At 63.8% G+C, this 26,342-nt stretch carries 26 protein-coding genes and 1 riboswitch; of the genes, 11 read left to right on the forward strand and 15 right to left on the reverse strand.

The features are described from left to right. Positions 1 to 61 precede the first annotated feature (61 nt). Positions 62 to 733, forward strand: coding sequence for a glutathione S-transferase family protein (locus tag ACRYLT_RS11290; RefSeq protein WP_482664194.1), 672 nt, complete (start codon positions 62 to 64; stop codon positions 731 to 733). Between the two features lie 153 nt (positions 734 to 886). Then, positions 887 to 1,246, forward strand: a complete 360-nt coding sequence (locus ACRYLT_RS11295; RefSeq protein ID WP_482664195.1) for a PilZ domain-containing protein — start codon at positions 887 to 889, stop codon at positions 1,244 to 1,246. 58 nt (positions 1,247 to 1,304) lie between these two features. Here ACRYLT_RS11295 and ACRYLT_RS11300 read toward each other — a convergent pair whose 3' ends face one another. The 8 genes from ACRYLT_RS11300 to ACRYLT_RS11335 form a co-directional block, all read right to left on the reverse strand. Further along, a complete protein-coding gene (locus ACRYLT_RS11300; protein WP_482664196.1) occupies positions 1,305 to 1,544 on the reverse strand; it encodes a hypothetical protein in 240 nt (79 codons plus the stop codon). A gap of 247 nt (positions 1,545 to 1,791) precedes the next feature. Further along, on the reverse strand, positions 1,792 to 2,058 hold the full coding sequence (locus ACRYLT_RS11305) for a DUF2171 domain-containing protein (protein WP_482664197.1): 267 nt from the start codon (positions 2,056 to 2,058) through the stop codon (positions 1,792 to 1,794). 64 nt (positions 2,059 to 2,122) lie between these two features. Beyond that, positions 2,123 to 2,383 (reverse strand): hypothetical protein, encoded by a 261-nt coding sequence (locus ACRYLT_RS11310; protein ID WP_482664198.1) that lies wholly within the window; start codon positions 2,381 to 2,383, stop codon positions 2,123 to 2,125. 125 nt (positions 2,384 to 2,508) lie between these two features. Continuing rightward, positions 2,509 to 3,570: an ACR3 family arsenite efflux transporter gene (gene arsB, locus ACRYLT_RS11315; protein ID WP_482664199.1), complete on the reverse strand. Its 1,062-nt coding sequence runs from the start codon at positions 3,568 to 3,570 to the stop codon at positions 2,509 to 2,511. Positions 3,571 to 3,689: 119 nt separating this feature from the next. Further along, positions 3,690 to 4,199 (reverse strand): arsenate reductase ArsC, encoded by a 510-nt coding sequence (locus ACRYLT_RS11320; protein ID WP_482664200.1) that lies wholly within the window; start codon positions 4,197 to 4,199, stop codon positions 3,690 to 3,692. Further along, positions 4,196 to 4,666, reverse strand: a complete 471-nt coding sequence (locus ACRYLT_RS11325; protein ID WP_482664201.1) for a DUF2703 domain-containing protein — start codon at positions 4,664 to 4,666, stop codon at positions 4,196 to 4,198. Before ACRYLT_RS11325 ends, ACRYLT_RS11320 begins: the two co-directional genes overlap by 4 nt. A gap of 14 nt (positions 4,667 to 4,680) precedes the next feature. Then, entirely contained in the window at positions 4,681 to 5,139 is a 459-nt protein-coding gene (locus ACRYLT_RS11330) for an ArsI/CadI family heavy metal resistance metalloenzyme (RefSeq protein ID WP_482664202.1), read from the reverse strand. Further along, positions 5,136 to 5,486 (reverse strand): ArsR/SmtB family transcription factor, encoded by a 351-nt coding sequence (locus tag ACRYLT_RS11335; protein ID WP_482664203.1) that lies wholly within the window; start codon positions 5,484 to 5,486, stop codon positions 5,136 to 5,138. The genes ACRYLT_RS11330 and ACRYLT_RS11335 overlap by 4 nt, the downstream gene beginning before the upstream one ends. 287 nt (positions 5,487 to 5,773) lie before the next feature. Between ACRYLT_RS11335 and ACRYLT_RS11340 the strand changes: the two genes are divergently transcribed. The 3 genes from ACRYLT_RS11340 to ACRYLT_RS11350 all read left to right on the forward strand — a co-directional run bounded on the left by ACRYLT_RS11340 (position 5,774) and on the right by ACRYLT_RS11350 (position 10,130). Further along, positions 5,774 to 8,077 (forward strand): hybrid sensor histidine kinase/response regulator, encoded by a 2,304-nt coding sequence (locus tag ACRYLT_RS11340; RefSeq protein ID WP_482664204.1) that lies wholly within the window; start codon positions 5,774 to 5,776, stop codon positions 8,075 to 8,077. Positions 8,078 to 8,160: 83 nt separating this feature from the next. Further along, a complete protein-coding gene (locus ACRYLT_RS11345) occupies positions 8,161 to 9,690 on the forward strand; it encodes a phospholipase D-like domain-containing protein (protein WP_482664205.1) in 1,530 nt (509 codons plus the stop codon). Positions 9,691 to 9,725: 35 nt separating this feature from the next. After that, complete coding sequence (locus ACRYLT_RS11350) at positions 9,726 to 10,130, forward strand: hypothetical protein (protein ID WP_482664206.1); 405 nt, start codon at positions 9,726 to 9,728, stop codon at positions 10,128 to 10,130. 46 nt (positions 10,131 to 10,176) lie between these two features. On the opposite strand, the gene ACRYLT_RS11355 is transcribed toward ACRYLT_RS11350, so the two are convergent. Continuing rightward, positions 10,177 to 11,307: a sensor histidine kinase gene (locus ACRYLT_RS11355; RefSeq protein WP_482664207.1), complete on the reverse strand. Its 1,131-nt coding sequence runs from the start codon at positions 11,305 to 11,307 to the stop codon at positions 10,177 to 10,179. 56 nt (positions 11,308 to 11,363) lie between these two features. Next, the gene (locus ACRYLT_RS11360) at positions 11,364 to 11,543 is read right to left on the reverse strand and encodes a hypothetical protein (protein WP_482664208.1); all 180 of its coding nucleotides are present in this window, start codon (positions 11,541 to 11,543) and stop codon (positions 11,364 to 11,366) included. A 69-nt stretch (positions 11,544 to 11,612) separates the two neighbouring features. Here ACRYLT_RS11360 and soxR point away from each other — a divergent pair, with 69 nt between their 5' ends. Next, positions 11,613 to 12,122, forward strand: coding sequence for a redox-sensitive transcriptional activator SoxR (gene soxR / locus ACRYLT_RS11365; protein WP_482664209.1), 510 nt, complete (start codon positions 11,613 to 11,615; stop codon positions 12,120 to 12,122). A gap of 78 nt (positions 12,123 to 12,200) precedes the next feature. Next, complete coding sequence (locus ACRYLT_RS11370) at positions 12,201 to 12,989, forward strand: transglutaminase-like domain-containing protein (protein ID WP_482664210.1); 789 nt, start codon at positions 12,201 to 12,203, stop codon at positions 12,987 to 12,989. Between the two features lie 36 nt (positions 12,990 to 13,025). Here ACRYLT_RS11370 and ACRYLT_RS11375 read toward each other — a convergent pair whose 3' ends face one another. Then, positions 13,026 to 13,580, reverse strand: a complete 555-nt coding sequence (locus ACRYLT_RS11375; protein ID WP_482664211.1) for a hypothetical protein — start codon at positions 13,578 to 13,580, stop codon at positions 13,026 to 13,028. A gap of 216 nt (positions 13,581 to 13,796) precedes the next feature. On the opposite strand from ACRYLT_RS11375, the gene ACRYLT_RS11380 reads away from it, so the two are divergent. Next, positions 13,797 to 14,006, forward strand: coding sequence for a hypothetical protein (locus ACRYLT_RS11380; RefSeq protein ID WP_482664212.1), 210 nt, complete (start codon positions 13,797 to 13,799; stop codon positions 14,004 to 14,006). An 8-nt stretch (positions 14,007 to 14,014) separates the two neighbouring features. Here ACRYLT_RS11380 and ACRYLT_RS11385 read toward each other — a convergent pair whose 3' ends face one another. The 3 genes from ACRYLT_RS11385 to ACRYLT_RS11395 all read right to left on the reverse strand — a co-directional run bounded on the left by ACRYLT_RS11385 (position 14,015) and on the right by ACRYLT_RS11395 (position 16,103). Then, entirely contained in the window at positions 14,015 to 15,112 is a 1,098-nt protein-coding gene (locus ACRYLT_RS11385) for a sensor histidine kinase (protein ID WP_482664213.1), read from the reverse strand. A gap of 116 nt (positions 15,113 to 15,228) precedes the next feature. After that, positions 15,229 to 15,603 carry a fluoride efflux transporter CrcB gene (gene crcB, locus ACRYLT_RS11390; RefSeq protein ID WP_482664214.1) on the reverse strand — a complete coding sequence of 125 codons (375 nt, stop codon included), beginning with the start codon at positions 15,601 to 15,603 and terminating at the stop codon, positions 15,229 to 15,231. A 173-nt stretch (positions 15,604 to 15,776) separates the two neighbouring features. Then, on the reverse strand, positions 15,777 to 16,103 hold the full coding sequence (locus ACRYLT_RS11395) for a hypothetical protein (RefSeq protein ID WP_482664215.1): 327 nt from the start codon (positions 16,101 to 16,103) through the stop codon (positions 15,777 to 15,779). Positions 16,104 to 16,650: 547 nt separating this feature from the next. Here ACRYLT_RS11395 and ACRYLT_RS11400 point away from each other — a divergent pair. Together ACRYLT_RS11400 and ACRYLT_RS11405 are read left to right on the forward strand one after the other, a co-directional pair. Further along, positions 16,651 to 17,796, forward strand: coding sequence for an OmpA family protein (locus tag ACRYLT_RS11400; RefSeq protein ID WP_482664216.1), 1,146 nt, complete (start codon positions 16,651 to 16,653; stop codon positions 17,794 to 17,796). Positions 17,797 to 18,002: 206 nt separating this feature from the next. Next, positions 18,003 to 18,533, forward strand: coding sequence for a superoxide dismutase family protein (locus tag ACRYLT_RS11405; protein ID WP_482664217.1), 531 nt, complete (start codon positions 18,003 to 18,005; stop codon positions 18,531 to 18,533). A gap of 13 nt (positions 18,534 to 18,546) precedes the next feature. On the opposite strand, the gene ACRYLT_RS11410 is transcribed toward ACRYLT_RS11405, so the two are convergent. Beyond that, entirely contained in the window at positions 18,547 to 20,163 is a 1,617-nt protein-coding gene (locus ACRYLT_RS11410) for a spinster family MFS transporter (RefSeq protein ID WP_482664218.1), read from the reverse strand. 464 nt (positions 20,164 to 20,627) lie between these two features. Next, positions 20,628 to 20,703, forward strand: a riboswitch (cyclic di-GMP riboswitch). 157 nt (positions 20,704 to 20,860) lie between these two features. On the opposite strand from ACRYLT_RS11410, the gene ACRYLT_RS11415 reads away from it, so the two are divergent. Next, a complete protein-coding gene (locus ACRYLT_RS11415; RefSeq protein WP_482664219.1) occupies positions 20,861 to 26,308 on the forward strand; it encodes an autotransporter outer membrane beta-barrel domain-containing protein in 5,448 nt (1,815 codons plus the stop codon). Positions 26,309 to 26,342 lie beyond the last annotated feature (34 nt).

Raw genomic sequence — 26,342 nt, forward strand, 5'->3', positions numbered from 1 at the left:
TGACGAGGGTCTGCGGCGGCGCTATGCCACAAGCAGATTGAAGCCCAGGGGAGACACTGCCGTGATCATCTACGGATCGTCGCTATCGCCATATGTCCGCAAAGTGCTGGCCTTCGCGGCGGAGAAGGGAATCGAGGTCGAGCTGAAGCCGACCGGTAACTATCCTGCCAAGGACCCTGGATTTCTCGAAGCGAGCCCCTTTGCCAAGATGCCGGCGCTCCGGGACGGCGACTTCACCGTCGCCGATTCGACGGCGATCGTCGCCTATCTGGAGGCCATCAGGCCGGAACCGAATCTGATCCCAGACGAGCCGAGGGCGCGCGCCCGCACGATCTGGTTCGATGAATATGCCGACACGATCCTGAATGCCTGTGGCAGCAAGATGTTCTACAACCGGGTGGTTGCGCCCCGCTTCCTTGGCCAGCCCGGCGACGAACCGGCAGCCGCGAAGGCCGAGTGTGAGGAATTGCCGCCTTTGCTCGATTATCTGGAGAAGGCGGTCCCGGAGAGCGGTTTCCTCGTCGAAGACCGGCTCACGCTTGCCGACTTGTCCGTCGCGAGTCCGTTCGCCAACTTCCGCCACCTTGGCCTCGTCATCGAGCCGAACCGGTACCCGAAGGTCACCCGCTACGTTGAAGCGATCCTCGGCCGGCCCAGTTTCAAGCCATGGATTGATCGCGAAAGCACCTTCCTCGCCCAAGTCGCTCGACCGATCCTTCCGAATCCGGCCTGAGCAGCCTGATCGGGGGCAGGGTCCCGGTTCCGTTCGGCGGCTGAGCTCTTCGCAGCAAGTGGGAGGTTGCGGAAAAATTGAGAGTCAACAAGGCATTAACCCGCATCCTCGAGTTCATCCGATCGTTTCAGGAGCTGCTATCGAGGGAACCAGATGCCGCCCGCTCGTCCTGCTCTGACCAACCTTGCCACGCTGCGCTCCGAACAGCGGTTCGAAACTCGCCTGCCGGCGATCCTGGTGGTCGGGAGGCGGGCGCTCTCCGCCCGATTGCTCGACCTGTCGCGGGGAGGAGCGCTCATCGAGGCGGCATCGCCGCCTCCTGCGGGTAGTCACGTGAAGGTGCGGGTCGCGGGATCAGAATTGGAGGGCCGAGTCGTCTGGGCAGAGCGAACGCGTTTCGGATTGCGCTTTGCCGCAGAGCTCCGGGCAACCGAATTGCTCTTGTTGCTCAGCCGCGCTCGAGATTCGGCGAAGGCCGCAACCGTGGCTGCAGCTTCGCCTGTGCAGACATGACGCAAGTTGGCCCCCGGCCGGTCAGCCGGAGGCCTTCGAACCGCGGGTGTTGCTCGCGTTACGGGCTGTCTGGATCGTCATCGTCGAAGATGACGCCTGTCGCGGTGAGGATTCCCAGCACCACGATCGTAACCGCCACCAGCGGCGCGAACAGGCCTCCACCTGCGAGCGCGTTGGAGTCCTCGGCAGCCGGCGCAGCACGCTGGATCGAGAGCGCCGAAGCGTCCTGTGACTGCGCGAGCGCGGGAGTGGTGGCGAGAGACGTCGCTGCCGCCAAAGCAACCAAATTACGAAACATTCTTGCTACTCCTGGCCCAGAGTTTCTGGTGCGCAGTCAAATCTTGGCAACCTGAACTGGTGCCAGTCGCATCGACGAATCGGGGCCGAACTGAGCCGAGTCGCTCTCGGTGCGTGGGCAAGGCTGCGAATGGAGGCGCGGAGGCACTGGACAAGCGCCGACAAGCGGCACCCGGATCGGACAGGTGGCGCCATCTTCCGGCGAGTGCCGACAGGATCTTGCTTTCTGGGTAGAATGTCGCGCCTGATCAGTGGCGAAGGTCGGCGATCGCCTCGCCGCTTTTCTCCTCTTCCAGCAGAACCGCGGCATCCCCATTGGCCGACAAGCGTATCCGGTCTCCCTCGATGGCGGCAACGAGCCCTGCGGAAAGATAATGATGATGGTCCCGGTGCGTGCCGCTGTCGGCGCGGATCAGCTTGATTCGGTTTCCTTCAACTCTGTCGACGGTGCCGATATGGACTCCGTCGGCGCCAATCACTTCCATATGCTCGCGAATCTGGCTGAGGTCTGGCATCGCTCATTCTCCTCTGGCACGGAACGATCCGGGCGGCACTTCGATGCATCGCCGGCGGTGAGCGTCACCGGCAGTCGTCGGGAAACTGAAGGACGCCAGCCCTGATTTCCTCCACGACGCGCAACGCACTTTCGCTGGTCGCGCCCGAATGGTCGCCCGGTGTGACTGCGAGGCCGGTGAGCACGGCCTCGGCCTCGTCGAAGGCAGCGCACAATTGGTCGGTCAGTTGCGGCTGGCTCTCGGACAATCTCCTGAGGACCGAGATAAGGACCGCCTGCAGGGCCGCAACCTCGGCATGGAGGATGGCTGCTTCCGGATCGGTCATCGACGGCCAACCCGGAATTCGAGTTTGGGTTCCCGCACGATGCACGGCGATCAGCCGCTGCTCTCTGCCTGGTGCGGAGGGAGGGTGAACCTACCGCTGCTGTGCGCCAGGTCCGAACGCGTCGGCTAGGCCGCAGCCTCGTACCAGCGGCGCGAACGCTTCACGATCGACACGACGGACAGCATGACCGGCACTTCCACGAGCACTCCGACGACGGTGGCAAGAGCCGCTCCGGAATTGATCCCGAACAGCGAAATGGCAGCCGCGACCGCGAGCTCGAAGAAATTGGAAGCGCCGATCAGCGCGGCCGGCGCGGCAACGCACCAGGCCACTCCGAACCTGCGGCTCAACCAGTAGGCGAGCCCCGCATTGATATAGACCTGGATCAGGATCGGCACGGCCAGCAAGGCGATGACCAGCGGCTGCGCCAGGATCTGCTCGCCCTGAAATCCAAACAAAAGGACGAGCGTGGTGAGCAGGGCCAGGAGCGAAACCGGGCCGAGCACGCTCAGCAGCCGGTGAAGATCCGGCTGGCCCCCATGAGCCAGTGCCGAGCGCCGAAGCAGCTGGGCAACGACCACCGGGATCAGGATGTAGAGAATCACGGACAGCAGAAGCGTGTCCCAGGGAACGGTGATCGACGCCACGCCCAGGAGCAAGCCGACGATCGGAGCGAAGGCGAAAACCATGATGAGGTCGTTCAGTGCGACCTGGCTGAGCGTATAGTTCGGCTCCCCGTCGCAAAGGTTCGACCAGACGAAGACCATGGCGGTGCAGGGCGCTGCGGCGAGAAGGATGAGACCTGCAATGTAGGAGGGTATGTCGCCCGCAGGAAGCAGTGGCGCGAATAGCCAGCCGATGAAGAAGCTGCCGAGGGCTGCCATGGAAAAGGGCTTCACCGCCCAGTTGATGAACAATGTGACCCCGACGCCCTTCCAGTGCTGACGGACCGATCCGAGAGCGCCGAAGTCGATCTTCAGAAGCATCGGGATGATCATCAGCCAGACCAGCGCCGCGACCGGCAGATTCACCCGTGCCAGCTCGGCCGCGGCAATGGCCTGGAACAGATCGGGAAAGAGATGCCCGAGCGCGATTCCGACGACGATGCACAAAGCCACCCAGACCGAGAGGAAGCGCTCGAACACCGACATGGCGGGCCGCGGTGAATGGGACACTGCTTCTGACATTCTTACCTCGAAATACGGAACTTCGGCTTGCGCTCGGTTGCGAGGAGGGCGGTCGAAATCGCTGGAAATGCTCGGCCTTGCAGATCGCTCGCGCTTCCCGGCCCATCTCGCTGGGCAGGTCAGCAGGCGGCCACGCTTCCTTCAGCCTCTCGCCCGATCGACTGGAGACGATCGCGCAGGGCCATTGGGTCCAGGTCTTCGAACGGGAGCGCGAGGAACAGCGCGATCCGGTTCCGCAGATGATGGAGCGCCCGCTCGAAGGCTTCGCGCTGCCGAGCCTCATCGGCCCTTGCGGGATCTTCGATCCCCCAATGGGCCGTCATCGGCTGACCGGGCCAGACCGGGCATGTCTCTCCTGCCGCGTCATCGCAGACGGTGAAGATGAAATCCATTGCCACGGCGCCCGGAACGGAGAATTCGTCCCAGCTCTTTGAGCGCAGGCCGTCGATCGGCAGCCCGATCGATCTCAGCGTCTCCAGTGCGGCGGGATGCACCTGCCCTCGAGGAAAGCTGCCGGCCGAAAAGGCGCGGAAGCGACCAGCGCCCTCGTGATTGAGCAGCGCCTCGGCGAGTATGGATCGAGCCGAATTGCCGGTGCACAGGAAAAGCACGTTGTAGACCCGGCTCATGCGGCGAGGTCCTGGGTGACGTAGCGCCTGACATAATCGGGTATTCGATAGCCTGCGGACTTCCGCCATTCAGGATCGGTCCCGAGCCGAAGCAGGGCCTGAGCGAACATCTCGACCGGAGGTTTCTTGAATTCGCGCCCCTGCCAGACCCATGCGCGAGTTTCGCCGGCTCCGCCTTGCGCGCCGATCCGGTGTTCGGGGAAGAGATCGAGACTGCCGATACGGATCGAGGGCGATCCCTGGATCCTGACAAGCTCGGCTTCGCGCAGGGTTCGGACCTTCAGGTGGCGAACCTTGGCGAGGATTCCGAGCCGGTCGAGCACGGGAGACACCAAGGCGATCGCTTCGTCGAGGCGTGATCGTGCATCGTCGCAGGCCCGGCAGGAGTCGCGCTCCTGAGTCGGCATCTCAACCTCGATATAGTCGATCTCTGCGACGAAGACCTGCGGGCTCGTGGCACCGTCCATCGGAACCTCCCTGATCAGGCTTCGGCAGGCGCGCAGCAGCGCGCCTTCAAGGCTTCCGGGGAGGCGGATTGGCCGAGAGCGTCAAAGGCCGGGCTTCCGCCATAGACAGTGGATTCGCCGCTCGTGTGGAACGCTTCCCAGATCAATCCGTCCGGATCCGAGATCCAGCTCTTCTGCGATCTGGCATAGCAGCAGGTCGTCTTGCCTTCGTCCAGCACCGGCCGGTCGGCCGCCTTGAGCCGGCCGTACACTTCGACCAGCTCGCTTTCCTGGTCGACCTGGATGCCGAGATGCTCGAATCCGCGCCTGGCCCGCTCGCCGCTGGAAATCGCGAAATTGACTCGGGGGTCCTCGAGCATCCACTTGGCATAATCCGGCTTCACCACCGTCGGCTCGCTTCCGAAGAGGGTCGAGTAAAAGCCGATCGAACGATCGAGATCGGTGACCCCGACATGGACGTGCAGTCGCTTCATGCAGATTTCCTTTCCGCTTTTGGGGGCGCCTTTGCCGGTTCGCCAGCTGCTCCAGTGCAGGCGGCGCCGGAACAGCAATTTTCCATCAGGAAGCCGACCAGCGCGTTCATGGCGGAATAGTCGGCGGAATAGATGAGCGACCGGCTTTGCCGCTCCTGCTTGATCAGCCCAGCCCGGTTCAGATGAGCCAGATGAAACGAAAGCGACGAGTTGGGCACCCCGAGCGATTCCGCAATGGCGCCGGCCGGCATGCCCGCTTCGCCCGCCTGGACGAGCAGGCGAAAGATGGAGAGGCGGTGCTCCTGAGCGAGCGACCCCAAAGCGGCAATGGCTTCGGCACTGTTCACAAATCACCTCGTCGTTTCGATGTTTCTGGAATTATCGTCTTGATGCTCGCGAGTCAACGATATTTCTACAAGTCCCGAAATGAAGGCGCTGGACCAGCAGTTGCCGCTCCACACCCGCGATGCGGATCGTCAGCCGGATCGGGGGATCTCAGTTCGGGATCACTGGCGCCAAGCACCGCCGGCTTCATTTCCTGCCCGATACAATAAATCCCTTGATCCTGATCAGTTTAGGCACCAGAAATCGCCTCGGGGGGCGGGAATGGGCTTCGGCCTGCGAGGATATTTTCATGGCCCATTCCGGCGCGTTTGAAACGCACCTGGCTGACCGTCGGTTCGAGTTGCTGGTCAACTCGGTGACCGATTATGCGATTTACATGCTCGATCCCGAAGGCCGGATCGTGACCTGGAATCCGGGCGCCGAGCGCTTCAAGGGCTATTCCGCCGACGAGATTGTCGGCCAGCATTTTTCCCGTTTCTTCACGGATGAGGATCGTGCCGCCGACTTGCCAGGGCGGGCCCTTCGCATTGCAGCCAGGGAGGGGCGGTTCGAGGCGGAGGGCTGGCGCGTCCGCAAAGACGGTACCCGGTTTTGGGCCAACGCGGTTCTCGACCCGATCCGGGGAGAGGATGGCACTCTGCTCGGCTACGCCAAGATCACTCGCGACATCACCGCACGCAAGCAGGCTGAGGAGGCACTTCGAAGGAGCGAGCAGCGCTTCCAGATCCTCGTCAACTCGGTCACCGACTATGCCATCTACATGCTCGACCCGCGCGGACATATCGTCAGCTGGAACGCGGGAGCGCGTCGGTTCAAGGGCTACGAAGCCGACGAGGTCATCGGCGATCATTTCTCCAAATTCTTCCCGCCCGAAAGCCGGCGCGAGGGGATGCCGTCGAAGATCTTGAAGACGGCAGAAGAGGAGGGCCGGTTCGAAGGCGAGGGCTGGCGGGTTAGGAAGGATGGCAGGCGCTTTCTTGCCCACGTCGTCGTGGATCCCATCAGGGACGAGGAAGGCAAGCTGATCGGCTTCGCGAAGATCACTCGCGACGTCACTGAGCGCCGCGAGCAGGAAAGGGCGTTGTACGAAAGCGAGCAGCGCTTCCGCCTGCTCGTTCAGGGGGTGCGCGATTACGCCATCTACATGCTCGACACGGATGGCCGGATCACCAATTGGAATCAGGGCGCCCAGGCGATCAAGGGCTATGAAGAGTCCGAGATTGTCGGCCAGCATTTCTCGCGCTTCTACACGGAGCAGGACCGGGCATCCGGCGAGCCCGCGCGGGCGCTCGAAACCGCCCTTCGAGAAGGCAAGTATGAAAGGGAGGCCTGGCGCGTTCGCAAGGACGGCACGCTGTTCTGGGCCCACGTCCTGATCGACCCGATCTACAACGAGGTCGGCGAGCATGTGGGCTTTGCCAAGGTCACCCGCGACGCCACTGAACGGAAGCGGGCACAGGAAAAACTGGAGGAAACCCGGGCGGCGCTGCTCCAGGCCCAGAAGCTGCAGGCGCTCGGCGAGCTGACCGGTGGGATCGCCCACGATTTCAACAATCTGATGACCGTGATCGGTGGCTCCGTGGACCTGCTTCTCAAGCGCCGCGACCTGCCGGAGGACAAGCGGGAACGCTATCTTCAGGCGATCGCGGAAACGGTCGATCGGGCGACCAAGCTAACTCAGCAATTGCTGGCATTCGGCCGTCGGCAGCCGCTGAAGCCGGAGGTGATCGACCTCAATCTCCGGCTCGACGCCTTCAGCGAATTGATCCGGCGAAGCCTTGGCAGCCGGCACGAACTCCGCCTGCGGCTCGACCCGTCATTGTGGCGGACGGAAGTCGACCCGACCGGCCTCGAGGCCGCCATCCTCAACGCCGTCATCAACGCGCGCGACGCCATGCCCGACGGCGGAACCCTGACGATTGTCACCGAAAACAAAGCGGAGGCGGAAGGAGACAAGGTCTGCATCTCGATCAGCGACACCGGGGAGGGGATCGATCCCGAGCTGATGGAGCGCGTGTTCGAACCCTTCTTCACGACCAAGCCGGTCGGCAAGGGCACTGGCCTCGGCCTTTCGCAGATCCACGGCTTCGCCGCGCAGTCCGGAGGCCGGGCCGAAATCGACTCGACGCCGGGCCAGGGGACGACCTTGCGGATCCTGCTGCCGCGCACCGAAAAACCGTTGGTCGAGGAACTGGACAGCGGACCACAGGCTGCGATCCCCTCCGGGCTTCGAGTCCTGCTGGTCGAGGACAATGACCAGGTCCGCGAATTTGCCCGGAACATGCTCGAGGACCTTCATTGCCAGGTCATGGAATCATCGGACGCCGACGAGGCGCTCTCCCTCCTCCGCAACGAGGCGGTCGACCTGGTTTTCTCGGACGTCGTGATGCCGGGAATGAGCGGCGTCGAAATGGCCCGGCGAATCCGCAGCGAAGCTCCGAACCTGCCGATCCTGCTGGCCACGGGCTATAGCAACGAACTGTCGCCCGACATGCGCAACGAGTTCGAGCTCCTGAGCAAGCCTTATGGACCGACCACAATGGCAAGTGCGATCGTGACCGCTTTCGAAAAGTCCCGAAACGGCACCCGCTGAGCAGCTCCTCGAAAAGCAGGGTCGCGCTTGCCGCGGGAGCGCCAAAGGCGATTATTTTCGTTCCTTTCGGATGCGAAACTTCGTTGCGACTGTCTCGTTCTGCGCACATGCTCGAAGACTCCTCATCCCGCATCGAAGCCGAATCGCTGCTTGAACCGGGCCGCAACTGCTGGCGGATCGAACGGGCGAGCCGGGCGTCACTTATCGTCGATGCGGCCGACTATTTTCGGCTGGCGCGCGCAGCGATGCTGAAAGCGAAATCCCAGATCCTCCTGATGGGATGGGATCTGGATACCCGACTGAAGCTGATCGAGAGGGAAGAAGATGGGGAAGCGCCGATTCACCTCGGGCCTTTCATCTCCTGGCTGGCGAGGCACAGGCCGGGTTTGCGCATCCGGATCCTGGCTTGGGATGGGGAAGTATACCGGCTGCTGGGACGCGGGACGACGTTGGCGCGGATGGCCGCCTGGCGATTGTTCAACAGAAGCATCGACTTCAAGCTCGATAGCACGCCCCCGCGCCACTGCAGCCACCATCACAAGATCCTCGTGATCGACGATGCCCTGGCTTTTTGCGGTGGAATCGACATGACGGGTTCGCGCTGGGACACTCGCGATCACCGCGACGATGAGCCGGGGCGAATTCGACCGACGACCCATCGCCGCTACGGACCCTGGCACGATGCGACGATGGCGCTTGAGGGAGACGCGGCACGCGCGCTCGGCGATCTCGGACGCCACCGGTGGAAGATGGCCTGCGGTGAGGCGCTTGATTGCACCGACGGCCCTTGCGACCCTTGGCCGGACGAGCTCGAGCCGCACTTTCGCAACGTGGAGGTGGCGGTCGCCCGCACCCGGGGGGAGAATGGCGAACATCAGGAGCTTCGCGAAATCGAGGCTCTGTTCCTCGACATGATCCGGAGCGCGAGGCGCTTCGTCTATGCCGAAAATCAATATTTCGCGTCTCGAGTCATCGCCGAGGCGATCGCCGATCGCCTGAGCGAACCCGATCCGCCCGAGTTCGTTCTCGTGAACCCGAGAACGGGGGAAAACTGGCTGGACGATACGGTGATGGGAGCCGCTCGAGCGAAGCTCGTCGAGGAACTCCGCAAGGCGGACCACAAAAAGAGGTTCCGAATCTACACGCCGGTCACCAAGAAGGGACAGGACATCTACGTCCATGCCAAGGTGACGATCGTTGACGACCGGATGCTGCGCGTAGGATCGGCCAATCTGAACAATCGTTCGATGGGGCTCGATACGGAGTGCGACGTGGTGATCGACGCGGCCCGCACTGCCAATCGCGGGCGTGAGCAACGGATTGCGGAGCTGCGGTTCAGCCTGATTGGCGAACATCTCGGGGTGGCGTCTGAGCGGGTTTCCCAAGCTATGGCAGATTCAGGGTCGCTGATTGCCGCGATCGAGCAATTGCGCGGCCCCGGTCGAAGCCTCGTTCCATTCGAACCGCCAGGTTTCACAGCGGCATCGGAGGCTGTGGCCAAGAGCGAGATCGCCGATCCCGAAAGCGCCGGCGACGCCTTCGAGCCGCTCGCCCAGCACCGTCTGCTCGGCGGGCTGAGACGGCGGCTCCGGCTCCGTCGACCACGTCGTTAGTCGGACATTTACGGTTCACCCCGTAATTGCCCCATATGTCCGGAACCGCCGCTCCTTCCACTTATCACCCGTCCGAACATCAGCGCCAGGTCGACGAACTGGTGGCGGCGGTGCGCGCCGAGGTGAAGGCCCGCCCCACCTTGTTCAGGCCGCCACCGCCGGCGCTCGCACCCTCGGAAGATGCTCTCGATCACCGGATCGCGGAGGAAATCGAATGTGTTCGCCGCCACCTCGACCAGCTCGGCAGCACTTTGGTGTCCGACCCGATCCTTCTCAACCGGCATTCCAGCCAGCTTCAGGCCATCGACCAGATCAACCAGACCTTGGCTCATCTCGCTCGGGTGATCTCGGCTGAGGACAAGCAGCAGGCGGCAAGTCAGGTAAGCCTCGAGGCGCTGAGGGCGCGACTTCAGAGGCGGCCGCTGTCGGCCTTGTTCTGACCGGCGATTGATTCTCTCGGAGTCTCCGCATTTACCTGTGGAGCCGCTACGTCGCGAGGGGCAGCCTGACGCGGAAGCAGGTGCCGCCTTCCGGTCGGTCCTCCGCCCGAATGTCGCCACCGATCGATTCGACGATGGTCCTGCAAATCGAAAGTCCGACGCCGAGGCCATTCTCCTTGGTGGTGACGAACGGCTCGAAGAGCCAGCTCCTGACTTCCGGCGACAAGCCTTCCCCCGAGTCGCTGATTGCCAGCTCCGCCTCATCGCCTGCTTTTCGAGTGACGATCTCCAGCTTGCGGATCTCGCTCCCCTCCATCGCTTCCACGGCATTGCGAAGCAGATTGAGCACGACCTGCTGAAGCTGCACCTGATCTCCGGAAACGGCGAGGTCCGGAGCGAGGTCGACTCGGACGGCGATTCCGAGCCTCGAAGAATCGATTAGGCCAAGGGCGATCGCTTCGCGCACCGCCCCGGCGAGGTCGAACCGGCATCGCCGCGGCCGCCCTTTTCCGATCATGTCCCGAGAACGCCGAATGATGTCGCCGGCGCGGCGGGCGGCTCCCGCAATGTCGGAGATGACGATCGACAGCTCGTCGACGCTCGGCGGGTCCGACGCCAAGAGTCGGTGCGCGGCCGCGGCATAGTTGCTGATGGCTGCCAGCGGCTGGTTGAGCTCGTGGGCGAGCGTGATCGCCATCGCTCCCATCGCGCTCGCCCGCGAGATATGGACCAGCTCCGCTTGTAACATCCGAATCCGATCCTGTGCCAGCTTCTGGTCGGTGATGTCGTAGCCGGCGAAGATGATCCCCTCGACCTTTCCATCGGCGTTGAGGATCGGCTGATAGACGAAATCGATGAAACCGTTTTCCAGCGGGCCGTCGGTGCCCCGGCGGATCTGGAACGGAACGCCGAGACCGCGGTGCGGCTTGCCGGTTTCGAGAACTTGATCGCGAAGCTCGAGAAATCCCTGTTCCTTCAGTTCCGGCAGCGCTTCGCCAAGGGGGCGCCCGACGATGTCGCGATAGCGTGTCAGTTCGCAAAGGGCGGTGTTGGCGAACTCGACGAAATGATCCTCGCCCGAGGTGATCATGACGAAGCCAGGAAATTGCTGAAACAGGTCGAGCCAGCCCGACGGCGTCGCGAGCTTCGGGCGGATGGAGGATTCGGTCTCTGCCATGCGACCGTCTTGCCTGACCTATGATTGGGCGCAAGCCGCCTGACCGCCGTGCGGCTTCAGATTCGGCGCACCAGGATGGACTGGCGGTTCATTGCGCGCTCGAGGGATGTTGGAGACGCGGGTCGGTCGGACGGAAGGTTCGGGTCCAACGCGATCGAGCTTGAAGCATAAGTCGCAAATCGACGCTCCTGCTTTCGAGCGGTGGTGACTTCGAGGCTGATCATCGGCTCGTTCATGGCTTCCTCCAGCTTGCGGAACAGCAGGAGCTCCGTCTATGGAACCTGAACATTAGTTGAGGTCAAGCGATGAATCCGGAGCCTTCGAAGCCGTTGCCGAAGATATTGACGGTCGGAGAGCTTGCGCGACGAAGCGGCGTCGCTGTTTCCGCCATTCACTTCTACGAGCGAAAGGGCCTGATTGAGGGCTGGCGCTCGGGCGGAAACCAGCGGCGCTACGAGCGCGCGGCCTTGCGGCGCATTGCGATCATCAAGGTGGCGCAGCAGCTGGGAATCTCGCTTGCCGAGATCAGGTCTCGCTTCGCTTCGCTTCCGGGGGACCGAACGCCGGGAAAGTCGGAATGGGCGAAGCTCGCAGCCGAATGGCGGGGCGAACTCGATCGACGAATCGCCCAGCTCATCTTGCTGCGGGACCGACTGGACGGCTGTATCGGCTGTGGCTGTCTTTCCGTCGATCAGTGCCCGTTGCGCAACCCTGGCGACTCTGCCGGCAAGGAAGGTGCGGGGCCGCATTATCTCGATCCGGGTCGGGAGCTGGCGAAAGCCGGCGCAACCGGGACTTTGCCAGTGGCTCCCTAAGTCGGGTCCGACTGCCGCGGGAATTCGTGGCGAAAACTTCCTGATCTGCTACTTGCCGCGCCATCGGGAGGCGGCAGCATGCGGCTGAATATCGAGGTTGAGCTCAACTATCGGTTTGCCGCTCCGACGGACCTCTTGCTGGCTGTCGAAGTAGCGCAGCTGCCGGACCAAAGACTGGTCGAGGACCTGCTCACGATCAATGGAGCAGGGCCGCTGAGGCCGCTAGACGGCCAGGATGGGGTAGGCCGTCGGACATGGATGGAGGCTGAAGGTCCGTTTGTGGCCGTCTACCGCGCGGTCGTCGACGTCGACCGGCCGCTGAGCGATATCGCATCTCTTGCCGCCATGCCCCAGCGGACCTTGCCAGCCGAGATCATCTCCTATCTCTGGCCGAGCCGCTATTGCGAGGCGGATCGCTTCGAATCGTTCGTCGAGCGTGAGTTCGGCGGATTGGCAGGAGGCGCCAAGCTGGTCGCGATGGCGGACTGGATCCACCGAAGGCTCGACTATCGTTCGGGGAGCAGCGATTCGACGACGACGGCCGTCGACACTTTCGTGTCGCGTCGGGGCGTATGCCGCGATTATGCTCATCTGCTCGCCGCCTTTGCTCGCGCGGCTGGAATCCCGGCCCGGCTTGTTTCGGCTTATGGCTGGGATGTGGATCCGTCTGACTTCCACGCTCTGGTTGAGGTTTGGCTCGACAATGGCTGGCATCTCCTCGACCCGTCACGACTTGCCACACCGGATGGCGTGGTTCGGATCTGCGTCGGACGGGACGCGGCCGATATCGCTTTCATGACAAGCTTCGGTGTCGCCGAACTGAGCAGTCAAAGCGTGAAGGTCTGGCGGGACGGCGAGGGCAATTGAGCTTCATCCTTGCCGCGGCGGGCTCCGTTTTGTTTGTCAGTGCCGGCGGGGGCATTCGAGGGCGGCCTTGCGAAACAGCGCCGCAGACAGGAGCCAGAGGCCGCCAAGGACCGCGCTGAGGATCCCGCCGCGCAAGTCGGCCGACATTCCAACGACGCTGACAATGATCTGGGCGATGCCCGCGGCCGCCATGGCGTAGGTCATTCCCGCGGCCTGAAACCGCGCAACCGTCGCGCCGGCAAGGGCCAACGCGATGACCGCAAAGAAGACAAGGTTGTAGGCGTTGCCTTCGTCACCGATCATTCCGACCGCTCCGGTGGCCCAGACGATCAGGAATGAGGCTGCGAGAGCCAGAGCAATGCCCAGGCGGAAGGCGCGGTTCTCCGATACCCTCACAGTCAACTCGAACGCCAGGCCGACAATCCCGATCAGCAGGCTCGCAAAGACGAAATCGCCAGCGGTCCAGTTCACCTCCGCGGAGAATTGCATAGCCACCAGCGGCAGAAGCAGCAGGAGCATCGCAAGCCCCCAGCCAATCGCTCGCCAAAGACCGCCGGCTTGTACGCTGCTCTTCATGCTCAATCTGTCCATCCTTGATCTCCCCTGCTGGTCTCGGGGCGGAATGGCTCGGCTGCACCATGAGCGGCATGAGCAATTGCTGAGATATTTCTGAAAACATCGATTCCGATTGTGGGGGCCAATCCGACACGACCTATCCCGTGTTCCGCTAAACTGGACGACGGCAGACATGAGGGGCTGGGCGCCTGCTGTCGGAACCTTGAGAGGCTTTCGGGCTTCTATGCCGCCATGAGCGACAAGACCCATGACGAAGCCAGTGAAGTGACGGTGGAGGAAGGGCAGGTCCTGGTCGACGGGCCCGACGGGGTCGCCGTCGCGATGACTCCCGAAGCGGCTGCCGAAACCTCGCACCGCTTGCTTTCCGGAGCCGCGGAGGCGCGAGGCCAGGAGAGACTGGCGCGCCGGCGGACCGGCAACCGAAACCCCGAACGGGACTGATTGCCCTTTCAGGCGCCGGCGAGGTCGGGGCGGGTTCCCCCGATCGGAAGCCGTGCCAGGGTTCTTTCTATCGGCTGCGATTCCTTGGCGCTGTCCGATCGCTTCGGATCCGGCAAAGGCAGACGGATTCGATGAGTCGTTCCAGTGGGGGAGGAGTCCAGTTCATGGCTGCCGCCGATCTGTCTGATGAACCTGTCGACCAATCGGGTACCGAGACCCTCGCGGCCGGTTCGAATCGCGATCCCGCGGCCATTGTCGGCGACTTCAAGCTCGAGTGCCTCGCCGTCGCGGCGACTTCTTATCTCGACGGTTCCGCAGCCATCCGGAAAGGCGTGCTTGACGGCATTGGTGACTAGCTCGTTGACGACGATCCCCAGGCTGATCGCGGAATCGGCGCGGACCGTGGCCTCCACAAATTCGGTGCGCAGCTTGACCCCTTCCGGCAGAATGCCGCGGCCGATCTGCTCGCACAATTCCTGAAGATGTTCGTCGAGTCGCACGCAGCCGAGCCCGACGCTGCTCAGGGCAAGCTTTTCGTAGGCAAGCGAAACGGCCCGGATCCGATCGGCCGCCTCCTGAAGTGCCGTTTTGACCTCGGCATTGGTGGCACGGTTGCACTGGAGCGATATGAGACCGAGAACGGTCTGGAAATTGTTGTGGGTCCGGTGATCGATCTCCCGGAGCGCCTCGCCGAGAAAGTCGATCTGTCGCTGACGTCGTGCCCCGCTTGCCGCCACCTCTCGCTGGTAGAGGGTGATCACGAGCAGGATGACCAGCTCCGAAATGCTGGCCATGAGCAGTGAGTTGAGCGCGCCGGCGTCGAGCATCTTCAAGCTGCCCTGAATTGGCACCAGCGAATACCAGCTCAGTGATTGTCCGATCCCGAGCGCGATCAGGCCGCTGCGCCAGCCGGCGAGCAAACATGCCAAGACGACGGCCAGGAAGCTGAGCGCATAAGGAGAGCTGCTTCCGGTGAACGGGAACAGCAGCAGTCGAATGCCGAAAAAGAATGCTGCTGCGGCAACCCCGACGACGATCTCCGTCACCCGTGGTGGCAGTGCCCTGCCGAGCCGCTCGGGCAGCCGATTTCTCAGGATTTGCCTCACCTTCACCACCCCCCTGGATGGCCGCCCCAATAGCAGCCAGCCGTTCTTCAGCCGCTAATCTGGAGCAGTTTCTGCAGAAAAATCAGCTACATGCGGACGGTGGAGAAGTCGGAAACCTAGAGCAGCAGGCGAGCTGTGGCCATTCCGGCGACGAGGGCGAGAATGGAGAGGAGCACCGATCCGACAACATAGGCGGCGAGCTCGACCCATTGCCCTCGTTGCCACATCAGCGCGGCATCCAGGCTGAAAGCGGAAAATGTCGTGAAGCCGCCGAGGATTCCGGTGACCAGAAAAAGCCGAAGGCCCTGACCCGCTCCCGGTCTCATCATCAGCCACTCGGCGACTACGCCCATCAGCAGCCCTCCAAGGATGTTCACGAAGATCGTGCCGTAAGGGAATTCGGGGCCAAGCCACGCCAGGGCCGCGCGGCTGACTTGGTAGCGCAAGAGGGCACCGAGCCCGCCGCCGATGAAGACGACCAGGGCATTCATCTGGTCACCTTACCCGATCGAGTTGCGGCAACCCGGGCGGCCGGTCGGCCCCCGCGCCGGTTCTTCTTGCCCGAGCTGCGGTCTGTCGCGAAGGAGATGTGCTTCGACGAGAGCTAGGCTGCGGCAGGGAAGAGCCTGCCTCCAATGGCCTGAACTCCCGTGCGTCGGCGCTGTTATTGCGGCTCCATTGCCATCTGGTAGCGCTCGATGAAGTTGGTCCTTGCGTCGGCGATTTCCTCATCGGCGGTCTGCTCGGCGGTCGCTCTTGTTGCTCGAAGGTCGGTTTCCCGTCGGATGAGGGCGGCTCGGAACGCCGTTTCCTGAGCGCCGCACTCGCGCGGAATGGCGGCCTCGAAATCGGCCGGCGAAGTGCTGGCCCCAAGGCTCCGGTCCATCAATCCTCGAAGGCAGGAGGTGTAGGTTTCACGAGCGCTTCGCGTCGTATCCGTCGCCATGGCCTGAGTGGCGGCGGCAACCAGGGCAAGCATCGACCAGATCATGGCTAGTCCCCTACTGCTTGTAATCGACAAGCCTACGCCACCGGGGTCGAAAAGAAAAGAAGAAGCGGCAAGGACGGAAGCAAGCGGATCGCTACGGACCGCTGACCTCTCGACCCGCAGTCCGACCGCGGCTGACCTTCCTGGAATTGCTGCTTCACGCCCGAGCGGGTCAGTGGCCGCTGACACCCCCGAACCGCACTGGCGGCAGCTTCGCGACAGACGATCGGCAGGGCGGTGGTGAACAGAAAACATCGACACAAGTGCTTATTCAGAAAGGAGTTTTCGCGTATCGATCCAGGTCGTCGACAATATCGGCTGCGACAATTTTGCCACAGTTTCCGTCGGATCGGAAAAAGTTCCTTGCTGCGGTGCAACCAGAGTGGCAGGGGCACGTTACGGCTCCAGTCTGTAATCCGCAGTTCATCTTAAAGGTGAGCTGCGGCTTTTCAGCAACAGGTGTGCGGCTAAGCGTGCTTGCACGTAAACTCCGCTTACCGTAAGGAGTTCACGTCGTTCCCGCTTGGGACGCAGAAGAAAGGGGAAGATTATGCGGAAGCTCGCCATTGTTGTGGCGCTGTCGTCCACTATGCTCGCGACCCCGGCACTGGCGCGCGATGGCGCCTGGTATGTCGGCGGCGATTTTGGTGCGATGATCGTTGAGGATATCGGCTACGATTTCGGCCGTTCGCCCACCATTCCGGGCGGCAACGCCCAGGTCGAAGTCGACCATGAATACGGCTTTGACGGTGCGCTCTTCGCTGGATACGATCTTGGCGCGTTCCGGATCGAAGCTGAAGCTGCCTACAAGCGGGCGCGTCTCGACGAGATCGAGAATACGATCGTTCTGCCTGGCTTGGGTGGTGTTGGTGGTTCGCCTGCGGCCCAGGCCACTCGCGATGCGGGCGGCGGGAGCTCGTCCGCGCTCAGCTTCATGATCAACGGCATGCTCGACTTCGGCGACGATGAAGGCCTCAGCGGGTTCGTCGGTGCCGGCGTGGGCGTGGCTCGTGTCAGCTACAACAACCAGCGTCTGTTCGCCAACCAGGGCGCCTTCCTCGACGACTCCGACACGCGCTTTGCATGGCAGATCGTGGCCGGCGTTCGCCAGGCGATCTCGGACAATATCGATGTGACGCTGCGTTATCGCTTCTTCAACGTCGACGATATCGAGACGGTGAACTGGCTGGGCGACGTCTCCTCGACGCGTTTCCGGTCGCACAGCTTGCTCGGCGGCATCACCTTCAACTTCGGCGCTCCGCCGCCGCCTCCGCCGCCTCCGCCTCCGCCTCCGCCTCCGCCTCCGCCGCCGCCCCCGCCGCCCCCGCCGCCGCCGCCTCCGCAGGTGACTCCGGGGCCGTTCATCGTGTTCTTCGATTGGGACCGTGCGGACATCACTCCGCAGGCGGCCGCGATCCTGGACAACGCCGCGGCCTCCTATCAGCAGACCGGCAATGCCCGCGTCGTGCTGGCCGGCCACGCCGACCGTTCGGGTGCGGCGGACTACAATGTCGGCCTCTCGCAGCGCCGTGCGGACAATGTGCGCCAGTACCTCGCTGGCCGCGGTGTTCCGGAAAGCGCGATGACGACCGAAGCGTTCGGCGAGAGCCGCCCGCTGGTCGAGACTGCCGATGGCGTCCGCGAGCCGCAGAACCGGCGCGTGGAAATCACCTTCGGTCCCGGCTCCGGCTGGTAAGAAGGGGTCCGCCGCTCCGGCGGTGGATCGCAAAGGAATTGGGAGTCGGCCTTGGGGCCGGCTCCCTTTCTTTTTGCCCGATCCTCGTCGACCTCTGCCGATCTGGGAGCGGCATGGTTCGCATTCCGAACAGAGCGGACGCCTTTCAGCGATGGCGCTGCAACGCTAGGGACGGAGGCACGTTGACCAGCTAAGGAGGCGACCGAATGAAACGGATTTCAGCGATATTCCTTGGAGCGGCTTTGGCTTGTGGCTGTTCGACCACACCCGATGAGCTTCCGTCGCCGCCGCAGGGCAGCGCATCCGCAGACATTCGCGACTCCGCGGGCCGGCTTGTCGCTCGTGCCGAAGCCTCGCAAGCCGATGCCGGCGTTCGGTTGCGGGTGGAGGCGGCGGGGCTCGCTCCCGGAATCTATGCCGCCCACATTCACACCGTCGGACGCTGCGACCCGCCGGGCTTCGAGAGCGCGGGGTCTCACTGGAATCCCACCCAGCGGGAGCATGGCGCCCAAAATCCGCAGGGACCGCATCTCGGCGATCTCCCCAACCTCGCCGTCGGCACCAATGGCCAAGGACGGCTTGAATTCACCGTTCCCGGAGCGATGATCGGTGGAGGGGCGCTGGCACTTTTGGACGCAGACGGCGCGTCGGTCATGATCCACGCCAGCCCGGACGATTACCGCACCAATCCCAGCGGAAACAGCGGCGCCCGCATCGCCTGCGGCGTGCTCGGTTGAATTCGGAAGCGGTCTAGATCGGCTCGCCCGCGGCGCGAGCGCGCTCAACCTTCGTGGCCTCGAGCCGTTCCAGGTGGCGCGAGCCGATCCACAACCCGATCAAAGTCAAAGGCGGCATCAGGTAGAGGGCGGCAATGCCCATCTGAAGACTGCCGGTGAGCACGGACATCTTGCCTGCATAATAAGGGCCAAGGGCGAGTCCGACCATGGTGGTGCCGAGAATGTAGGTGGCACCGGCCGTGGCTCGCATCCTTGGAAGAACGAGATCCTGGAGGGTGGCGACCGCTGCGCCCACCCAGGCGGAGGCCAGCATGTGGGCAAGCGGGTTTACCCAATAGAAAGCGGTCAGGTTGTCGGTCGTCAGCATGAAGGCGATCAGCGGCAGGGGCAGAATGGCGGACAGCATGTTGACGAAGATCCGGCCGCGCGGATCACGCTGGCGCCACAGGTCGGAGACATAGCCGCCGAGTATGACCCCGGCCGCGGCGGAAATCGCCGCCGACCAGCCGAGGATGAAGCCGACTTCCTCCTTTGCGCTGAGGCCGCCGAGATAGCGGGCCGGGGCTTCGCCGCCGCCATAGAAATAGGCTTCGACATAGGGAGGGATCCAGAAGCTCGTCGCATAAGTGACGAAGGAGATGCTACCGAAGGTGATGGCGAGCAGAAGGACGATCGGTGAGCCCCAGATAAGCCGATAGGCGGGAAGATCCCTGGCCCTGAGCGACTGCACCCATGAGAAGATGGCGTAGACGCCCAGGCCGTAGGCAATCCACTGCGGCGCATCGCCGGTGAGCCGGTAAAGGCCGTAGCCGACCAGCAGAACCAGAGCGAGCACCAGCAGATTGGTACGAAGCGCTCCGGGAATGCGCGCGACGTTGAAGAGGGTCAGCGGAGGCAGGATCGCCACCAGCTCGCGGCCGAAATCGCGCCAGGCATTGGGCCGGACGACCGGTTGCGGCAGTCCGTCCGATGCGCCACGCTGCGGCTCGCGCAGCGTGAGCACCCAGAGGGCCAGAAGCAGGCCGGGCAGCCCGACGGCAAGGAAGGCCGCCTGCCAGCCGGCCAGGCCCAGCGGTGCCGCCGCGGGATCGGGAAAGGCGCTGTTCCAGCGGCTGACGACGAACCCGCCGATCGGAAGGCTGAGGGCGCCGCCGATATAGAGCCCGCTCGAATAGATGGAGAGTGCTGTGGCGCGCCGCTCCTTGGGAAAGCTGTCCGATATCATCGAATAGGCGGCCGGCGAGGCGCTCGCTTCGCCGATCCCGACGCCGATTCGGGCCGCGGCCAATACTCCGAAGCTGTTGGCGAACCCGGACAAGGCGGTCATGGACGACCAGAGCGCCAGGCCCATGGCCATTAGCCGCCCGCGATACCAGCTGTCGGCAAGGCGGCCGAGCGGAATGCCGAACAAGGCGTAGAAGACGGCGAAGGCGGTGCCGTACAGAAAGCCGATCTGTGCGTCGGAAACGTTGAGGTCGCGCTTGATGTCGCCGACCAGGATCGAGAGGATCTGCCGGTCGATGAAGTTGACGATGTAGACGAGCACCAGGACGAACAGCGCGTACCAGGCATAGGCGCCGATACGAGGCTTGGCGATTACCGGAGCGGCTTCGTCGCTTGTCGTCGCCATACCCACCCTCTCTCGCTCGTTTTGCCAATGGCTAGCACAGCGCCGCGCTTTGGCAACTCGGCTGTTGCCGCCAGGCGCGAGGTTTCGAGCGCGGCTTGATTAGGTGCGGTCGAGCCGCGCCGGGCGGCCGGGTCAAGCGGATTTGCCCGCGCTTCCCGGCCGAAGCAGCTTCTTGCGTCAGCTCCTCGCCATTTCCGTGGTTCGATGCAGCACAAGGTATAACGTAGAATAAATATGCGGGTCGCAGCAGAAGCTGGCAAATGTTAGTTACCGTTTAGAAACAATCAGGTCTTCGTATCAATGCTCATGCAATTTTTGCATTGATTTACAATTGGCCCGGCAGAACTCGTGTATATACCGTAATCCGCAGGTATTGCGTAATGGTTCGATAACCTCAATGATGAGAAAGTCGTTTCGGATCGACTAGTCGGACAAGTGCCGACGGCACTCGCGGGCTGGAAGGTTCGGGTCAAAGGCAAACTGTCGGCGACGGCAGGACGCAAAGCCTCCGGGCTCGAAAGAGCTAGCGGGGTTGCCAGGGGAGCGAGTGACGTGAGGGGTGGCGACGCTAAGGCCCTGAAGATTCTCCGCCTCGGCGGCGCCCCCTACCGTCCAGTCCAAACTCAAAACGAAAATCTGTGGTCGACCGTCGACTGGCAGGCGCCGGTTGACGAGGCGTGCGTGTGAGGGGGAGTCGATGAGCGTAAAGAGCAGTCAGGCCGGACGCGGAAATCGCGCCCAAAGAAAAACCACGCGCTTGTTGTGCAGTGTCTCCATTCCGGCACTCGCGTTCATCGCGCTGCCACCGATCGCCCAGGCGCAGGATACGGTTTATTGGGACCCCAACCGGTCGCAGGTCGGCAGCGGCGGCAACGGCAACTGGGATACGTCGACCGAATCCTGGAGCCAGACGAACAGCGACGTACTCGGCAACTGGGTTGCGTGGGTCAACGACCCGGACAATCCGAACAACGCTGTCTTCGGCACGACCAGCGGCACGACGGCCGGTACAATCAACGTGACCGCACCGATCATCGTCCGCAACATCACCTTTCAGAGCGCGAACGGCTGGGTGCTGAACGGCGGTGCGATTACTCTGGCGGGTGCGACACCAACAATAACGGCCAGCAGCACCACGACCATCAATTCGGTGCTCGCGGGTACCTCCGGCCTCACGAAGGACGGCGCGGGCACGCTCGTCCTGACCGGCGCCAACACCTATACCGGCGGTACGACGATCGATGGCGGCACGCTGCAGATCGGTAGTGGCGGCGCGACCGGCAGCATCACGGGCGACATCGACAATGAGGGGGCGCTGGTAGTCGACCGTTCGGGTGCGCTCACGCTCGACGGCACGATTTCGGGCAGCGGATCGCTCACCAAGCGGGGCAGTGGAATCCTGACGCTGACCGGCACCAACAGCTATGCAGGTGGCACGACGATCGCCGGCGGCACGATTCAGGTTTCGAGCGACGCCAACCTCGGCGATGCGGCCGGCACGCTCTCGCTGCAGATCGGGACGTTGCAAGCCGGCGCCTCGTTCACCTCGGCACGCAATATTCTGGTGGGCGGTGCCGGATCCAATGGCATCGACACCCAAGGTTTCGACGTGACGCTGAGCGGCACTATCGGTGACGGTCCTAACAGCTCGTTCGGCAACTTCTTCGGCAAAGTCGGCACCGGAACGCTCACCCTCACGGGTGCCAACAGCTACACCACCCGCACCGTGATTGCCGGCGGTACGCTGGCATTGGCCGGCGCCGGCACGATCGGCAGGGGCAATATCATCGTGGGTGCAGGTACCGTCTTCGACATCTCGCAGACCGATGTCGGCGCGCGCGTGATCCAGCTCAACCCCGGGCCCGCGGGCACGATCGCGCTTGGCTCCAAACGACTGACGCTCGGATTCAACAATTCGTTCAGCGGTTGGTCGGGGACGATCACAGACGGTGGAATCGGCGGCGGCACCGGCGGCAGCGTGGTGATCACGGCGCCCGCGGGTGTGGTCGGCTTCCTGGAGGCGAACAGCTATACCGGCGGCACGACCGTCGCCGCGGGAACGTTCGAGCTCGTCGGCAACGGCTCGCTTTATTCCGGTGGCGCGGTCGCCGTGAATGCCGGCGCCGTCTTCAGAATTGCTGGACTGGCGGGATCGGGAACGACGATCGGCGACCTTTCGGGCGCGGGAACCGTAGCGCTCGGCAGCAAGTCGCTGACCTTTGGAACCGGCAACGACACCGCATTCTCAGGCACCATCTCCGGGGTCGGCGGCGGGCTGGTGAAGAACGGCACCGGGACCACCGTTTTCAGCGGTGCCAACAGCTATACCGGCACCACAAACGTCATCGCAGGTACGCTGCTGGTCAACGGCAATCAGTCGGCCGCGACGGGCCTTACCAGCGTCGCCTCGGGCGCGACGCTCGGCGGCACCGGCACGATCGGCGGCGATGTCGTCATTGCCGATGGCGCGACGCTGGCGCCTGGCGCCGGCGGGGCAGGGGGGCTCACCATTAATGGCGACCTGTCGCTCGGTGCGGGCTCGCTGCTTGCCGTCGACTTCGGCCGGGCCAATGCGCCGGGCGATCCGCTCAACGACGTGGTCAATGTCGGCGGAGACCTGACGCTGGACGGCACCCTCAATGTCGCAGTGACGCCGGGCGGCGCCTTCGACATCGGTCTGTACCGGATCGCCACTTATGGCGGCACGCTCATCGACAATGGCCTTGCGATCGGCACCGTGCCCTCGGGCGCCTCCGTCTTCGTGCAAACCTCCGTCGCCAACCAGGTCAACCTGATCAACCTCGGCGGCGCGACGTTGAGCTTCTGGGACGGCGCGGCCGGTCCCAAGTTCAACACTGCCGTCAACGGCGGCAACGGGGTCTGGCAGAACGGGACCGGCAACGACAATTGGGCCGATGCGACCGGCGCGGTCAACGCCGGCTACAGCGACGGCGCCTTCGCGATCTTCACCGGTACCGCCGGGACGGTCACGATCGACGATGATCTGGGGGCGGTCACCGCCTCCGGTCTGCAGTTCGCCGTCGACGGCTATACGATCGATGGCGACGCGCTGACGCTCACCGGGGCGCAATCCGTGATCCGCGTCGGCGACGGAACGGCGGCAGGGGCGGGTTATACCGCCACCATCGCCAGCGAAATCGCCGGCGCTACCCAGCTGGTCAAGACCGATCAGGGCACGCTCGTGCTGACCGACGCCAACAGCTACACCGGGGGCACCGCGATCAATGGCGGCATCCTTCGAATCTCGAGCGACGTTAATCTGGGCGATGCTGCGGGCAGCTTGAGTTTCGACGGCGGCACGCTCAACACGACGGCGGATCTGACTAGCGTCCGCGCGGTGGAGCTCACCGGCGCCGGCACCTTCCTCACCGATGGAGGTACGACGCTCACCCTCGGCGGCGCTCTTGCCGGTGCGGGCAGCCTGGCCAAGAACGGAGCCGGCACGCTCGTCCTGGCCGGTACGGGCGCCTATGTCGGCCTGACCAGTGTCGGCGCGGGCACGTTGCTGGTGAACGGCGATTTTGCGGGAGCAACCGGTCCGACCGCGGTCGCTTCGGGGGCCAGCCTCGGCGGCACCGGCACGATCGGCGGCGACGTCACGCTCGCCGATGGTGCCACCCTGACGCCGGGGGCCGGCGGGGCGGGGACGCTCACCATCGCCGGAGACCTGTCGCTTGCGTCCGGAAGCCTGCTCGCCTTCCACCTTGGCGAAGCCAATGTGGCCGGGGGCGCGCTCAATGACCTCGTCAATGTCGGCGGCGACCTTGTGCTCGACGGGACGATCAATGTCTCGGTCACGGCCGGCGGCAGCTTCGACGTCGGCGTCTACCGCTTGTTCAACTATGGCGGATCGCTGACGAACAATGGCCTGACGCTCGGAACATTGCCGACCGGCAGCAACGCGTCCGTACAGACGTCGATCGCGGGACAGGTCAATTTGGTCAACTCGGCAGGACTTACCCTGAATTTCTGGGACGGCGGAGCCGGGCCGAAGAATGATGGCACAATCAATGGCGGCAGCGGCGTCTGGCAAGGCGGCGGCGGCAACGACAATTGGGCCAATGCCGACGGCCGGGTCAATTTGGCCTATTCCGATGGCGCCTTCGCCATTTTCGGCGGCTTGGGCGGCAATGTCACGGTCGACTCCAGCCTCGGCGCCGTCACTGCGGCCGGAATGCAGTTCGCCGCCAACGGCTACACGATCGTCGGCGACGCTATCGAGCTGACCGGAACGCAATCGACGATCCGGGTCGGTGACGGCAGCGCAGCGTCGTCAGGCTTCACGGCGACGATCAACTCGGCCCTGGGTGGTTCGACTCAACTGGTCAAGACGGATGCCGGCACCCTCGTGCTCGGCGGCACCAACAGCTATTCGGGCGGCACCCTGATCAGCGGCGGAACGGTTCGGATCTCGGCCGACGCCAATCTCGGCGCGGCGAGCGGCAACGTCATCCTGGACGGCGGAACGCTCGCGACCAGCGCCAGTCTCAGCAGTGCCCGCGACATCGTCCTGGCCGGTCCGGGAGCAATTTCGACGGTGAGCGGCACGACCTTCACCTTTGCTGGCCTGCTGACCGGATCGGGAACCCTGACCAGCAGCGGCGGCGGCACCTTGCTTCTGACCGGCAACAATTCGGCTTTCGCCGGTAGCACTCGGGTCGAGGGCACGATGGTCGTGAACGGCAGCCTGTGCGGCGACGTGAACGTGCTTGCGGGCGCCCGTCTGGGAGGCACGGGCACCGTCTGCAGCACCGTCAACGCCGGCACGGTCGCTCCGGGAAATTCGATCGGCACCCTGACGGTAGCCGGCAGCTATACCGGAGCGGGCGGAACGCTGGAGATCGAGGTCGAGCTCGGCGGCGATGCTTCGCCAGCCGATCGCCTGGTGGTGACCAACGGGACTTCGGGATCGACACAGGTGGTCGTCGTCAACGTGGGCGGACTGGGCGCCCAGACGGTCGAAGGCATCAAGATTGTCGACGTCACCGGTGGCGACTCGAATGGTACCTTCGCGCTGCGCGGTGATTACAGCTTCGAAGGCAGCCCGGCGGTCATTGCCGGCGCCTATGGCTATCGGCTGTTCCAGGGCGGAGTATCGTCGCCCAACGACGGCGACTGGTACCTCCGCTCGGCCCTGCTCGACGGGTCCGGCGCGCCTCAGGGACCGCTCTATCAGCCGGGCGTTCCGCTCTACGAAAGCTACACCGGCACACTCCAGACGCTCAATGGCCTGCCCACGCTTCAGGAGCGGGTCGGCAACCGGCAATGGTCGGGCTTCACCGCTTCCGGAGTCGGAATGTGGGGCCGCATCGAAGCGGCCCGGCATCGTCCGGACGCGGTCGTTTCGACCAGCGGAAGCGATGTCGATACCGACAGCTGGGGCCTCCAGATCGGGTTCGATGCCGCCCTGACACAGGCCGATGGTGGCACGCTCATCGGCGGAGTGAACGCGCGCTACGGCACCGCCGATGCGCGGGTTCGCTCCCGGTTCGGCAATGGCGAGATCGACACCAAGGGCTACAGCCTTGGCGCGACTTTGACCTGGTACGGCAATGGCGGCTTCTATGCGGACGCCCAGGCGCAGTTCAGCTGGTATGACAGCGATCTCGAATCCGACGTGCTCGGCACGCTTGCGCACGACAGCCAGGGCTCGGGCGAAGCTTTCAGCGTGGAGGTCGGACAGCGCGTGCCGATCGGCGGAAGTCTCAGCATCACGCCGCAGGCACAGATCGCTTATTCCCGTGTGCGGTTCGATACCTTCCTGGATCCCAACCAGGCGCGGGTGTCGTCCGACAATGGCGAAAGCCTGCGCGCACGCCTCGGCCTGTCGCTCGATCACCAGAGGAGCTGGCAGCAGCAGGGCGGGGGCATGGCGCGGACTCACCTGTACGGCTTCGCCAATCTCGAGCATGAGATATTGGACGCCAGCCGGGTGGATGTTTCCGGAACGCCGCTGCTTCGCCGTGACGATCGGCTGTGGGGCGAAGTCGGCCTTGGCGGCAGCTACAGCTGGGCCGATGGCCGGTTCGCCATCTATTCCGAGCTGTCGGCCAATACTGCATTGTCGAACATCGGTGACAGCAACAGCCTGCGGGCGAATGCGGGGTTCCGGATGCGGTTCTGACTTCCGGGGCGGTTGAGGGTGCAGCCTGTGCGGT

Source organism: Sphingosinicella sp. SM1-17, from assembly GCF_056821765.1.

What these genes read in the sequence shown, in the direction of transcription:
- ACRYLT_RS11400 (WP_482664216.1), top strand. Translation starts at nt 16,651, where the DNA reads ATGCGGAAGCTCGCCATTGTTGTGGCGCTGTCGTCCACTATGCTCGCG.
- ACRYLT_RS11295 (WP_482664195.1), top strand. Translation starts at nt 887, where the DNA reads ATGCCGCCCGCTCGTCCTGCTCTGACCAACCTTGCCACGCTGCGCTCC.
- ACRYLT_RS11380 (WP_482664212.1), top strand. Translation starts at nt 13,797, where the DNA reads ATGAGCGACAAGACCCATGACGAAGCCAGTGAAGTGACGGTGGAGGAA.
- ACRYLT_RS11300 (WP_482664196.1), bottom strand. Translation starts at nt 1,544, where the DNA reads ATGTTTCGTAATTTGGTTGCTTTGGCGGCAGCGACGTCTCTCGCCACC.
- ACRYLT_RS11355 (WP_482664207.1), bottom strand. Translation starts at nt 11,307, where the DNA reads ATGGCAGAGACCGAATCCTCCATCCGCCCGAAGCTCGCGACGCCGTCG.
- ACRYLT_RS11405 (WP_482664217.1), top strand. Translation starts at nt 18,003, where the DNA reads ATGAAACGGATTTCAGCGATATTCCTTGGAGCGGCTTTGGCTTGTGGC.
- ACRYLT_RS11325 (WP_482664201.1), bottom strand. Translation starts at nt 4,666, where the DNA reads ATGGACGGTGCCACGAGCCCGCAGGTCTTCGTCGCAGAGATCGACTAT.
- ACRYLT_RS11330 (WP_482664202.1), bottom strand. Translation starts at nt 5,139, where the DNA reads ATGAAGCGACTGCACGTCCATGTCGGGGTCACCGATCTCGATCGTTCG.
- ACRYLT_RS11350 (WP_482664206.1), top strand. Translation starts at nt 9,726, where the DNA reads ATGTCCGGAACCGCCGCTCCTTCCACTTATCACCCGTCCGAACATCAG.
- soxR (WP_482664209.1), top strand. Translation starts at nt 11,613, where the DNA reads ATGAATCCGGAGCCTTCGAAGCCGTTGCCGAAGATATTGACGGTCGGA.
- arsB (WP_482664199.1), bottom strand. Translation starts at nt 3,570, where the DNA reads ATGTCAGAAGCAGTGTCCCATTCACCGCGGCCCGCCATGTCGGTGTTC.
- ACRYLT_RS11395 (WP_482664215.1), bottom strand. Translation starts at nt 16,103, where the DNA reads ATGATCTGGTCGATGCTTGCCCTGGTTGCCGCCGCCACTCAGGCCATG.
- ACRYLT_RS11340 (WP_482664204.1), top strand. Translation starts at nt 5,774, where the DNA reads ATGGCCCATTCCGGCGCGTTTGAAACGCACCTGGCTGACCGTCGGTTC.
- ACRYLT_RS11370 (WP_482664210.1), top strand. Translation starts at nt 12,201, where the DNA reads ATGCGGCTGAATATCGAGGTTGAGCTCAACTATCGGTTTGCCGCTCCG.
- ACRYLT_RS11360 (WP_482664208.1), bottom strand. Translation starts at nt 11,543, where the DNA reads ATGAACGAGCCGATGATCAGCCTCGAAGTCACCACCGCTCGAAAGCAG.
- ACRYLT_RS11415 (WP_482664219.1), top strand. Translation starts at nt 20,861, where the DNA reads ATGAGCGTAAAGAGCAGTCAGGCCGGACGCGGAAATCGCGCCCAAAGA.
- ACRYLT_RS11410 (WP_482664218.1), bottom strand. Translation starts at nt 20,163, where the DNA reads ATGGCGACGACAAGCGACGAAGCCGCTCCGGTAATCGCCAAGCCTCGT.
- crcB (WP_482664214.1), bottom strand. Translation starts at nt 15,603, where the DNA reads ATGAATGCCCTGGTCGTCTTCATCGGCGGCGGGCTCGGTGCCCTCTTG.
- ACRYLT_RS11305 (WP_482664197.1), bottom strand. Translation starts at nt 2,058, where the DNA reads ATGCCAGACCTCAGCCAGATTCGCGAGCATATGGAAGTGATTGGCGCC.
- ACRYLT_RS11320 (WP_482664200.1), bottom strand. Translation starts at nt 4,199, where the DNA reads ATGAGCCGGGTCTACAACGTGCTTTTCCTGTGCACCGGCAATTCGGCT.
- ACRYLT_RS11310 (WP_482664198.1), bottom strand. Translation starts at nt 2,383, where the DNA reads ATGACCGATCCGGAAGCAGCCATCCTCCATGCCGAGGTTGCGGCCCTG.
- ACRYLT_RS11375 (WP_482664211.1), bottom strand. Translation starts at nt 13,580, where the DNA reads ATGGACAGATTGAGCATGAAGAGCAGCGTACAAGCCGGCGGTCTTTGG.